Origin of the sequence: Methylobacterium sp. Leaf399 (genome assembly GCF_001424525.1) — a bacterium.
In the GTDB taxonomy this organism is placed as follows: Bacteria; Pseudomonadota; Alphaproteobacteria; order Rhizobiales; family Beijerinckiaceae; genus Methylobacterium.
Map to the genome: position 1 here is coordinate 1 of NZ_LMQK01000020.1, position 11,411 is coordinate 11,411.

Sequence of the window (11,411 nt, forward strand, 5' to 3'; positions counted from 1 at the left end):
GAGCAGCCATCGCATCCTCCTCAGGCTCCAAACCCAAGGAAGGAATCACGACCGAGATGCTGACGCTACCCCGCGTGAGTCCTGCTCAGCGAGGCTTGGTATAAGACCCCGTTTCATAACTCGCTGCCTCCCGGCGTGAGGGCCAAGAAGGGCGGCGGCTCGGGCACATTCATCGGAGCTGCGAAGAGGGCGACGCATGGCCCAAAGCCTCGCTACGCGGGTTATGAAACGGGGTCTAACCCGTCTTATTCATTAGGGCTTGGCCGACGACGTGTTTTCGGCTGACGGCGCGCCGGATTGCGCGTCCACTATGACGCGTATGGATTCGGATCGTTGCGTCGGTGTTTGAGGGATGGGAGCGGGTTTGTTGGGGCGTCTCGGCCCCGCCGTTCAAGCCGGGGCTGGGACGAGCACGGTCGCAAGGTGGCGTAGCAGGTCGGCTTCCGGACACGCCGCGGCGAAGGCGAGGCGGACGCGCGCAGCGGTCTCGCGGATCCGAGCGCCGAGCTTAAGCAGCCGGAGGCGGATCGTGGCGAACTCGGCCCTGGCGAGGCGATGGGGTCGTGTCCCACGCGGTGGTGTAGGTAACGGGTGGTCATCGGCGATTGCCGGCTAGGGTCGGGTTGCGACAGCCAACCCCGCACCCGAGAGATCCCCGATGACCGACGAGATGATGACGCTTCGCAGTCTCATGGAGAAGAGCGCCGACGCGGATTTGCTACGGTAGATGATCGTCTTTGCCGCTGAGCGGCTGATGGAGCTGGAGGTGGGCGGGCCTGACCGGGGCGGCCCACGGCGAGAAGAGCGCCGAGCGTCTGGTCCAGCGTAATGGGTATCGTGACCGGGACTGGCAGACGCGGGCGGGCACGGTCGAGCTACGCATTCCGAAGCTGAGGAAGGCTCGTACTTCCCTGGCTTCCTGGAACCGCGCCGCATGGTGTCAAAAAAAGCCTCGAACCACGACCCCTCTCACGATTATCTTAAGCCATTGTTTTCATAGCGTATTCTTCGGCGCAGGTGGGGTCACGATCGGCGCCGATCGTTACCCCACTTTCAACTAAGTTCTTGTACTGTGACCAAGCAATTAGCTGCACCTTTGTTGGGGTCCCACTTCGAAGCCGATTCACATGCATCGCTACCGAGCGGCGGCACGAACGAACCGCCTCGGTTGATGCATCACAGCCGCGGAGCGCAATGTGATGAAATCTGTCAGAGATGGAATTCAACCCCCCGGATGCCCGGAAATGGAAGTTTTCATATCATATTACGGATCGAGTGCAAGTTTTTATGCGGCATCCTATTGTATCAAGACGAACGTGCTATAAGGTCAAGCCTGGGTATCGAACTCTGGATTTGACGGACTGAACCCTTCTGACGGCCGTGTCGCCACATCGTGGCCGGGACGGGCCCTGGATCGGAAACGCTCGCCCGAGATGGACTTCGACGTGGGGAAGCGACGCCGCCTTTTGGCCCCTTGCCGTGTCGACGGACTGGGGGTGCCCCCACCCGGGCGCCGCCCCGCGACGACACCGACCTTCGGTCCCGAAGGGGGGTGGGCACCTTCCCCGGGACGCAGGAAGGCGGCACCGATGCCCCTGGATACGCCGGACGCCGGTACAGCCGAGCATTGGCTGGCCGCCATCGTCGAATCCTCCAACGATGCCATCATCTCGAAGTCCCTCGACGGTCGCATCACGACCTGGAACGCGGCCGCCGAGCGCCTATTCGGCTACACCGGCCTGGAGGCCATGGGCCAGCCAGTCGCGATGCTGGTGCCCGAAGGTAGCCTGGGCGAGGCGTCCCGTATCCTCGACCGCATCCGGCACGGCGAGCGGGTGGAGGCCTACGAGACCCAGCGCCGGCACAAGGACGGCTCCATCCTCGACATCTTGCTGTGTGTCTCCCCCATCCGTAACGGAGACGGCGGGGTGGTCGGCGCGTCCAAGATCGCGCGCGACATCTCCGAGCGCCGCGCGGCGGAGCGGCACCAGCGCCGCCTGCATGACGAGCTGAACCACCGGGTGAAGAACACCCTGATGACCATCCAGTCGATTGCCACGCAGACGTTGCGCACCTCGCCCGAGCCGGTCGCCTTCCGGCGTGCCTTCGAGGCACGCCTGCACGCCCTGTCGAGGGCCCATGACCTGCTGGAGACGGGCCGTTGGGCATCGGTCGAGCTCGCGGACGTGCTGGCGCGCAGTCTCGCTCCGCTCGCGGATCTGGCGCGCATCCAGATGGGCGGCCCCTCCGTCCAACTCGGCCCAGAAGCGACCGTGTCCCTCGGGCTTGCCTTCAACGAACTCATCCTCAACGCCGTGGCCGCAGGCGCCTTGTCCGGGCCGGACGGGTTCCTGGCGGTGACCTGGGAGACGGCCGATTGCGGCGACGGGCGCGGCCCGTGCCTGCGCCTCGACTGGCTGGAGCGCCTGGACAGGCCCATCGCCGCGCCGACCCGGAAGGGGTTCGGGCGCCGCTTCCTGGAGGATGCCCTTGGGCGTCAACTCGGCGGCAGCGTCGCCCTGACCTTCCGGCCCAAGGGAATGCGCTGCCATCTCGACCTTCCACTGGAAGCGCTGCGTTCGTCCGCGTTCGGCCCATGACGCGAAACGTCGCAACCGACTACCGTCCCGACGGGGCGACCGGCACCGATGGAGGTTTCCCTTTCCCCGACGGCATCGCCGATCCGGGCCGCTTGGCGACCCTGTCGAGCTACGGCATCCTCAACACCGCGCAGGAGGAAGCCTTCGACGCCATCGTTCGGCTGGCGACCGAGCTCTGCGCGGCGCCGGTCGGCATGATCACCCTCGTCGCCGCGGACCGGCAGTGGTTCAAGGCCCGGGTTGGGGTCGAGCATACCGAGACGCCGCTGGACCACGCGATCTGCACGCATGCCCTGCCCGAGACGGGTCTCCTCGTCATCCCGGATTTGACCGAGGATCCCCGCACCCGGACGAACCTGTCCGTGACGGGACCGGCGGCGATGCGCTTCTACGCCGCCGCCCCCTTGCGCGACGCATCGGGACACGGGCTCGGCACGCTGTGCGTGATCGACCGCACCCCTCGCCAAAGCGGCCTGAGCGGGAGCCAAGCCAAGGTCCTGAGGGCCCTCGGCGACCAGGTCATGGCCCTGATGCAGGCGCGACGCGAAGTGATGGAGTCACGATGGGCCCTGGGCACGCAGGAAGAGGCGGCGGCCCGGCTGCAGGCGAGCGAAGCCTTCCTGAAGAGCATTCTGTCGGCATCGCCGGACTGCATCAAGGTGCTCAACCTCGACGGCCGCCTCACCTTCATGAATGAGCCCGGCCAGCGCGTCATGGAGATCGACGACTTCTTGACCATCGCCGGAACCGCCTGGCATCGGTTCTGGACCGGGCCGTATGCCGCCCAGGCGCAGGCGGCGGTCTCCAAGGCCAGCACGGGCGGTGTCGGTCGGTTCGAAGGCTGGGCCGATACCCTCAAGGGCGTCCCCAGATACTGGGAGGTCGTGGTCTCGCCGATTAAGGGCCTGGACGGCCGGCCGGAGCGCCTCCTCGCCGTGTCGCGCGACCAGACGGACGCCTATAGGGCCGGGCGGCGGCAGGACGCCCTGACGAGCCTCGGCGAACGCCTGAGGGAGCTCGACGAGCCCGATGAGGTCGCTGCGGAGGTGGCACAGGCGGCTGCCTGGGCGCTCCGCCTCACCCGGGCGGCCTACGGCACCGTCGACGCCACCGAGAGCGCCATCACTTTCGACCGCGATTACGCCCGGCCCGGGCAGGCCAGCGTGGTCGGACGCCATCGCTATGCGGACTACGGCAGCTACGTCGACGACCTGCGGCTTGGGAGGACCGTGGCCATCGCCGACGTGCGGACGGACCTACGGACCGCGTCGAACCTGGAGGCGCTAGGACGCTACGGCATCGGCGCCCTCGTCAACGTGCCGGCGATGGCGGCCGGGCGTCTCGTCGGCGTTCTCTGCCTGCACGACAGGGAACCGCGCGCCTGGACGGACGAGGATCTGTCCTTCGCCAAGGCCGCGGCGGAACGGGCCCGCCTCGCCCTGGAGCGCATAGCCGCCGAGGAGCAGCAGCGGCTGCGCACGCACGAGGTCAGCCACAGATTCAAGAACCTCCTGACGGTCGTCCAGGCCATTGCCACCCAGACCATGCGCTCGGCCACCGACCTGTCCGCAGCGACGGAGGTGCTGGCCGGGCGCCTGGCGGCGCTCGGGCAATCCCAGGACATGCTCCTCGACGGGCGCATGGGCGGCAGCCCGATCCTCGACATGGCCACGCGCGCCCTCGACCTGCACGCCGAGGCGGGGTCGCGCTTCGACGTCTCGGGACCGGATGTGCGGATAGGCGCCAAGGTCGCGCTGCCGTTCTCGCTGATGCTGCACGAGCTGGCCACGAACGCTGTCAAGTACGGTGCACTCTCGAATGACACCGGCCGGGTGAGCCTGTCATGGCGGGTGGAAGGCAAGGGCGACGCGGTGATGCTGCGCCTGATCTGGCGCGAGAGCGGCGGTCCACCCGTCTCACCCCCATCGCGAAAAGGGTTCGGGAGCCGGCTGATCGAGCGCGGGCTGCCCGGACGGGTCGGGGGCGTGGCCGAGGTTTACTATGCCCCGACGGGATTGGTATTCTCGGTCGAGGCCCCCCTGGCGGCCTTCCAGGTCGAGGACTAAGGCCGGGGGGCTTGCGGGTCGCGATCCTGGGATGAGGCGTCTCGGCCACGGATTCCGATTCCTGCCCGGGCCCTCCCGCGCGTCGCCCGTCCTCGGACACGTGCGCCTCCCGGCGTGAACCGGCGCGAATTGGGGACGGCCCGGGGACGGCCCGGCGCTCGGCGGCATCGCGCCGTTCTCTACCGCAGATTCTCGACCTCGACACGGGCAGGGCCTTACTCGACGAAGGACCAAGCCCGGCGCAGCGCCTCCGTTTCACCCTCGTCCACGGGCGTCAGCCAATCCATCTCCCCGGCCTGCAAAGGCCCGGGATCGGGCTTGGGCGGTCCGGGAGGCAGTGGAGACGGCATCCGTCGCCATGCCTCCCTGCGCCGCAGGTTCTGGCGCCGGGCAACGCGTGCCGGATTGCCCAGGGAGAACGTTTGCCTCATGGCAGCCTCCGAAAGACCTCCTGCAGCCGGAAGGCTGTACAGGGCGGTGCAAATCCAGGCCACCAAACCGGCCTCAACGGCACCGGCCTCAGGCGCGGTCTCTCAGCTGCTACATCGGCGTAAGTGTCTGCACCGAAAACCGTTTTAAAGATGGACTCTGCGGGCTTGGTGAAGCTCAAGTGGCCTGGATTTACTCCGCCCCGTGGCCTGATTTTCCTCCGCCCTACAGACCTTCGACCTTGCCCTTGTCGTTGCCTTTGCCTGGCCGCCCGAAGCGGTCCCGGAACAGGTAATGACTCACCAACTCGGTGAAGGCGCGGGTGCGCTCGCGCCGGCCGTCGCCGCAGATCTTGGCCACCGCGATCTTGGTGTTGTCGTAGAGAATCGACAGCGGTACGCCGTCGAAGAACTTCAAGGCGGCGACATGCCCGTCGAGGAAAGCCTCGGTAGTCTCCTGCGGATACGCCTTCACGAAGCAGGCGTCGGAATGCGGCAGGTCCATGCAGAAGAAGTGGATCTTCTGACGAACGCCGCCGATGGTGGCGACAGCTTCGCCGAAGTCGACCTGCGCGTGGCCGGGTGGGTGCGCCAACGGCACGAAGGTCTCCCGCCCACTCGCGCGTGCGATCCGGACGTGATCCTTCACAACCGTGTAGCCGCCAGTATAGCCGTGCTCGTCGCGCAGACGCTCGAAGATCCGCTTGGCCGTGTGCCGTTGCTTGACGGGTGCGATCCGGTCTGCCTCCAGAATCGCATCGATCACCGGCAGCAAGAGCCCCAGCTTCGGCTTCTCGATCGGCTTCGTGCGGGTGTAGCCCGGCGGCAACGAGAACCGGCACATCTTGGCAATCGTCTCGCGGCTGAGCCCGAACACCCGGGCTGCCTCACGACGAGAGTTGCCATCGTTGAATACAAACTGCCGAACCGCCGCGTAGACTTCCACGGCAAACATCCCGGGCCCCTCCCGAAAGAGAAGCCTCTCACCTGGCCGGCTTTTAGACCGGCCGCATCAGCACCCCGCTGACGCTCCAGTGGATGGTTTTGTCACCGCCCTGCACAAGGCCCCTTCGGCAAGCATAGGAATGTCCTCAGCGTTGATTCTAGAGGGACCCGACCGTGCTCTTTATCATCGAACGGCCAAGATGGGCGCAAGGCCGTCGACTTTCTCTGCTCGAGCTAAGGTCCGGTTCCGTGGCATCACCTCTCAAAAGCAGCCAGACTGCTTTCCACCCAACCAAGCCGTTCAGCATTGCCCCTCTGCGCCATGAGCGGACATCATCCCACCGCCCGGTAGCGGACATTCGGTTTCAGGTAAGCGACCGTCCGGTGTCGACCCTTCTCGGAAGCTTAGGAGGTCCGCTTACGGGCAGCCAGATCGGCCTTAAACGACCCTGACCACCAGGAGCTTGCAACCCGGGAATATATCGCTTCAGATCGCGTCGTGGTCGAGACGATCAAGGACGAAGGGCTACACCGGGGAAACCCGTGGCAGCGCGTGACTGGTCAGGAACAGAGGCTTGATCGATAAATCCAAAAATTTTATATCTTGGTAATTAGTTGAGCTGTAGCCAGATGATCCCACACTTTCCCGCGAATATAAAAATTGCGCACCTTCTTGGTAATGATCTTCTGCCTATGCAGTTGGAAGACACGCTTAATTCAGCAGGTCACAATGTAAAAACTTCCGGATTGCTCGAAACACTTCCCGAAGAACCGAAACTCATGGTGGGTTTCACCCGTTTTCTTGCAAACAGATACGACCTTTTGGTTCTTCCAATGTCGCTACCAAATCAAAATAGTTTGCGAATTGCCCAATCCATTCATGAGGGCAATATTTCTCTTAAAACTTTCTTGATAACAGTTTCACCCACAGCTAGTAGCGAAGTTTGCAAGCCGCTTTTCGACTTTTTCGTTAAAGATTTAAATCCAGAGCGTGTCATAGCCGAAATGCGCGATACAAAAGTCGAGAGAATGAGTTGGAAAAGTCTGCGAAACTCTATATCGGTTTTGTTGGGACAAGAGAGAACCCTTCAAAGACCGCTGAATGATCGGCATAGCGAACCTATCTCGTACGACATCTACGAACTCGGCCTCAGAATGCACAGCCCAGACATTAGTCCCAGATTATATGGACGTAGGACAGTAAACATTTTTAACAGCGTAACCGCATCGGAGGTCGTCATGGGACCAGGTAAGATTGTGCATAAGACTAACGTGAAGTCCAGCAATTCTCAAGTTGCTGTGGGAAGCACGAATGTTGCTCAAGCTGGCCATAATCTCTCAGGAGTAGACAAGGAAATTTTGGCCCAGATTGCGGCCATTGTTCACGAGAGCAGCAATCCCTCGGCGATGGCGATATTAAGTGCCTTGCAAACAGAACTATCTAAAAAGGAAAACGAGCCCAGCAAAATCCGGAGCTACATTAGCACCATTGCCGCTCTCCTCCCATCCGTCGCGAGTCTCGCGAACAAAATACCTGATCTCGTTGCGGGCAGTCCCAACATTGAGGGGACTACATGGACCTAGGCTCGGGCTTGCCGCGTCGACCGGTCGCTTACGGGCAACCTAGCCAAAGCACGGGTGCGCCACGGCGCTGAGACTAAGGTCTGATTCCGGGTTAAGAAGCCAAGGGTGACTATCCACCCAATCCGGTCTTTGACGCTTGTCAGGCCATTGTCGGACAGTGGACGTCTCAAGTCAGGCGCCGAGCTTTCACGGATACGGCCGCGTGCCTACATATCTCTCGTGCCCGTCCTCCTAGCGCTTGGCGCCGCCCTCCTGTTCTGTCTGGTGTTCGGCCCCCAGTGGTGGGTGCGCCGGGCGATGCAGCAACACGCCACCGAGCGGCCGGACTTGCCCGGAACCGGCGGAGAGCTCGCCCGCCATCTGCTCGATCTGGCGCGGCTAGAGCACGTGCTCGTCGAGATCGCGCCAGCCGACCACTACGATCCGGTCGCGAACGTCGTGCGGCTGTCGCCGGGGAATCATGACGGCCGCTCGATCACGGCGGTCGCGGTCGCGGCGCACGAGGTCGCTCATGCGCTCCAGCACGCGGCAGGGGACCGGCTCCTCGCGGCGCGGGTGAGGTTCGCCCCGGTTGTGCAAGGCTTCGAGTTCGCCGCGGCCTTGGTGATGATGACCGCGCCCGTGTTGCTCGCCTTCGTCCATTCGCCTGCCCTGCTCGCCCTGCAGCTGGGTATCGGCATCGCGCTCCTCGGCATTCGCGTCCTGTTCCACTTCCTGACGCTGCCCGTCGAACTCGATGCGAGCTTCCGCCGGGCCCTGCCCATCCTGGAGACGGGTCGCTACCTCGACGCAGGCGACATGCCCGGCGCCCGCACCGTACTACGCGCCGCCGCCCTCACGTACGTGGCCTCGTCCCTCGTGGCGCTCGTAAACATTGCCCGCTTTCGGCGACTCCTTCCGTTCTAGAAGCTCCGAGGCTAGCGTCCGATTTTCTGCCCCGCACAGCTGGAAGCGGACCGTCTCCTTTCGACCAGACCCGAACTGCTGCGTCGTACCTTTGTCGGAAAGCGAGGAACTGGGTGCGGCGGCCTACGGGGGCCGCCGCGGTGAGCGTCAGATGTCGGTCTGCTCCGACATCACCAGCGCGTCGTCCGCTTCGATGCCGAGGTAGCGCACCGTGCTCTCCAGTTTCGTATGCCCCAAGAGCAGCTGGCAGGCCCGTAGGTTGCCCGTCCGCCGGTAGATCAGCGCGACTTTCGTCCGCCGCAGGCTGTGCGTGCCGTACCCCGCCGGGTCGAGGCCAATCAGCGCCACCCACTCATCGACGAGCCGGCCATACTGGCGCGTCGTGAGGTGCCTGCCCGGGCGGCTGCGGCTTGGAAACAGCCAGTCGCCAGACTTTAGCCCCCGCAGCTTAAGCCAAGCCGCCAGCGTCTCGCGGGTGGTCTCGGTAAGCTCGAAGGGTACGGGCCGGCCGGTCTTCTGCTGAACGATGGTGGTACGCAGGCGGACGCCATCGCCGAGGTGCACGTCGGCTACGCGCAGGCGGACGAGATCGCAGCCGCGCAGTTTGCTGTCGATGGCGGTGTTGAACAGAGCGAGATCGCGCGTGCGGCCCTCGTGCTGCAGGCGGGTGCGTATCGCCCAGATGTGCTTGGGTTTGAACGGCGGCTTAGGGCCGATGAGGCGGCCGAGGTTCCACGGTCGGCGGGTGGTGTCGTTGGTCGAAGCCATGATGAAACTCCGTTTGAGAAGCCATCAGCATCTCACCGCGACCCGCCCGCGCCGTAGCTGCGCGTCATGAACTGAAACCGCGTCGCTGCCTCGGATCAGGCGTGTCGCAACGAAAGGGCATGCACTCGGCATCGGCCGCCTTTAGAAGAGCCCTATGCCCGACGCCCTGTTCTCGCCGGCCGCGGCCCGCAACGCCGCCTTTATCGCCGAAGTCCTCAAGCGCGTCCTCTCGTCCAGCGACCTCGTCCTCGAGATTGCGAGCGGCTCGGGCGAGCACGCCGTCCATTTTGCTGGTGCGCTGCCCGCGATCGTCTGGCAGCCCAGCGATCCCGATGAATCGGCTCGTCGCAGCATCGTCGCCCACGCCCGCGCCGCCGGGCTGGCGAACATCCGGTCGCCGTTGGCGATCGATGCGATCCGTCAGCCGTGGCCCGTAGCGCGGGCTGACGCGGTGGTCGCGATCAACATGATCCACATCGCATCCTGGGACGCGACCATCGGGCTGATGGCCGGCGCGGAAGCGACGCTCGCTGAGGGTGGTGTGCTCTACCTATACGGTCCTTTCCGAGAGGAAGGCGCGCACACCGCGTCGAGCAACGCTGCGTTCGACGACAGCCTGCGCGCCAGGAATGCCTCCTGGGGGGTCCGCGACATCGAGGCGGTCGCGGCGGCCGCCCGAGCGCACGATCTGCATCTGGCCGAGCGCGTCGCGATGCCGGCCAACAACCTCAGTCTGATCTTTCGCCGAGGGCGCCGAGGCTGTGCCGTCGACAGGGAGGTCACGCCTTGACCACCTCGTGCCCGACCAGCGCGGTCGTCGTCGGCGCGTCCGGCGGCATAGGCGGGGCCTTGGTCCGAGCGCTCGCCGAGCGCGCGACCCATGCGCCGATCTTCGCGCTCTCCCGCTCGGCGTCATCGGTCCCGCAGGGCGTCCGAACCCTCCCGATCGACCTGAGCGATGAGGCAACGGTCGCCGAGGCGGCGGCGAGGGTCGGCGAAGCCGGACCGGTGGGTCTGGTCATCGTCGCCACCGGCCTTCTTCACCGGGCGGGCGTCTCGCCCGAGAAGACGGTCGGAGCGCTTGACCCAGCCGCGATGGCCACTGTCTTCTCGGTCAACACGATCGGCCCTGCACTCGTTGCCAAGCATTTCGTGCCCCTGCTGGCGCGACGGGAGCGATGCGTTTTCGCCGCCTTGTCGGCGCGGGTTGGATCGATCGGCGACAACCGACTCGGCGGCTGGTACGCATACCGCGCCTCGAAGTCGGCACTGAACCAGATCCTGCGAACGCTTGCGATCGAGGTCGCCCGCAGCCGACCGGAGGCGATCGTTGTGGGCCTGCATCCGGGCACAGTCGCCTCCGGCCTGTCGCGACCCTTCCGGCCGGACTCGACTGCCGACGGCGTCTTCTCGCCCGAGGAGAGCGCGGCACATCTCCTGTGCGTGCTGAACGGCCTAAGCGCAGTCGACACCGGCGGCGTTTTCGCTTGGGACGGCTCGCAGATCCCGGCCTAAGCGCGGTCTCCGCCCGAACGGATGCCCCGGGGCGACGCCATGCGGTCGTTCAGAGTAGGCATCGCTTCCGACATGCGCCAACAGCGGACTTACGCTTCCTGACGGTGCAAGGTCCGCTCTAGATGATGGAGCGGTCGTAGGATTGTGAGGGTCCAAGTAAGCCAGCCGGAAATGGCATGCCGCAAGCCCTGCTGCGACCCTTGGGGTAGGGGGCTCCCAAGCGGCTTCTTCGTGGTCGCACCTGAACCGCACCGGCTATGTCTGCGATCCGCGGCTATCAAGTTCGAGGCATGCGAAACAGCGCGTCGCCAGCGCTCACCATCCCTGCGCAGCCGCTAAAAGCGAGATAGCCGGGCCGTGCGGGCGAAAGCGGTGCGCATGTTGTCTCCCTATCCGATCGGACGGCAGAGTAGCCAGGCTCGGCCCTCAAGGCGATGGAGACGAGATCCTTGAGCGATCCATGTAGAGAACGTATCGGGAACTGGCGCTTTGCAGCGGCGTAATACCAATTCTCATTGATCAGCACCCATGGGCCCATCGGCGCAGTCCGATGGACATGATGCGCCAGGGTTGGGCGATGAGCTTGTTCCAGGCGTCGC

7 protein-coding genes and 3 pseudogenes are annotated in these 11,411 nt (G+C 64.7%); 7 read left to right on the forward strand and 3 right to left on the reverse strand.

Annotated elements, in window-relative coordinates; all coding sequences use genetic code 11:
* Positions 1-390: 390 nt before the first annotated feature.
* A pseudogene (locus tag ASG40_RS20600) lies at positions 391-564 on the reverse strand (transposase); the annotation flags it as partial.
* Between the two features lie 94 nt (positions 565-658).
* Here ASG40_RS20600 and ASG40_RS20605 point away from each other — a divergent pair.
* From ASG40_RS20605 to ASG40_RS11080, 3 genes and pseudogenes are all read left to right on the forward strand, one after another.
* Positions 659-946, forward strand: a pseudogene (locus ASG40_RS20605) (transposase); the annotation flags it as partial.
* Between the two features lie 643 nt (positions 947-1,589).
* Positions 1,590-2,600, forward strand: coding sequence for a sensor histidine kinase (locus ASG40_RS11075; RefSeq protein ID WP_055885272.1), 1,011 nt, complete (start codon positions 1,590-1,592; stop codon positions 2,598-2,600).
* Positions 2,597-4,666 carry a GAF domain-containing protein gene (locus ASG40_RS11080; RefSeq protein ID WP_055885275.1) on the forward strand — a complete coding sequence of 690 codons (2,070 nt, stop codon included), beginning with the start codon at positions 2,597-2,599 and terminating at the stop codon, positions 4,664-4,666. The genes ASG40_RS11075 and ASG40_RS11080 overlap by 4 nt, the downstream gene beginning before the upstream one ends.
* A gap of 657 nt (positions 4,667-5,323) precedes the next feature.
* Here ASG40_RS11080 and istA read toward each other — a convergent pair.
* Positions 5,324-6,049 (reverse strand): annotated as a pseudogene (istA, locus tag ASG40_RS11085) (IS21 family transposase); the annotation flags it as partial.
* 683 nt (positions 6,050-6,732) lie between these two features.
* On the opposite strand from istA, the gene ASG40_RS21210 reads away from it, so the two are divergent.
* Both ASG40_RS21210 and ASG40_RS11090 read left to right on the forward strand, forming a co-directional pair.
* The gene (locus ASG40_RS21210) at positions 6,733-7,623 is read left to right on the forward strand and encodes a hypothetical protein (protein ID WP_156387679.1); all 891 of its coding nucleotides are present in this window, start codon (positions 6,733-6,735) and stop codon (positions 7,621-7,623) included.
* A 219-nt stretch (positions 7,624-7,842) separates the two neighbouring features.
* Complete coding sequence (locus tag ASG40_RS11090; protein ID WP_055885278.1) at positions 7,843-8,529, forward strand: zinc metallopeptidase; 687 nt, start codon at positions 7,843-7,845, stop codon at positions 8,527-8,529.
* A gap of 147 nt (positions 8,530-8,676) precedes the next feature.
* On the opposite strand, the gene ASG40_RS11095 is transcribed toward ASG40_RS11090, so the two are convergent.
* Positions 8,677-9,297, reverse strand: a complete 621-nt coding sequence (locus tag ASG40_RS11095; protein WP_055885280.1) for a tyrosine-type recombinase/integrase — start codon at positions 9,295-9,297, stop codon at positions 8,677-8,679.
* Positions 9,298-9,451: 154 nt separating this feature from the next.
* On the opposite strand from ASG40_RS11095, the gene ASG40_RS11100 reads away from it, so the two are divergent.
* Both ASG40_RS11100 and ASG40_RS11105 read left to right on the forward strand, forming a co-directional pair.
* Positions 9,452-10,087 (forward strand): DUF938 domain-containing protein, encoded by a 636-nt coding sequence (locus ASG40_RS11100; RefSeq protein WP_055885284.1) that lies wholly within the window; start codon positions 9,452-9,454, stop codon positions 10,085-10,087.
* A complete protein-coding gene (locus ASG40_RS11105; protein ID WP_055885287.1) occupies positions 10,084-10,812 on the forward strand; it encodes an SDR family NAD(P)-dependent oxidoreductase in 729 nt (242 codons plus the stop codon). The genes ASG40_RS11100 and ASG40_RS11105 overlap by 4 nt, the downstream gene beginning before the upstream one ends.
* Positions 10,813-11,411: the final 599 nt, after the last annotated feature.

Bases quoted from the DNA above. Each gene is read 5' to 3' on its own strand.
- ASG40_RS11075 (WP_055885272.1), top strand. From the start codon at position 1,590: ATGCCCCTGGATACGCCGGACGCCGGTACAGCCGAGCATTGGCTGGCC.
- ASG40_RS11080 (WP_055885275.1), top strand. From the start codon at position 2,597: ATGACGCGAAACGTCGCAACCGACTACCGTCCCGACGGGGCGACCGGC.
- ASG40_RS21210 (WP_156387679.1), top strand. From the start codon at position 6,733: ATGCAGTTGGAAGACACGCTTAATTCAGCAGGTCACAATGTAAAAACT.
- ASG40_RS11095 (WP_055885280.1), bottom strand. From the start codon at position 9,297: ATGGCTTCGACCAACGACACCACCCGCCGACCGTGGAACCTCGGCCGC.
- ASG40_RS11100 (WP_055885284.1), top strand. From the start codon at position 9,452: ATGCCCGACGCCCTGTTCTCGCCGGCCGCGGCCCGCAACGCCGCCTTT.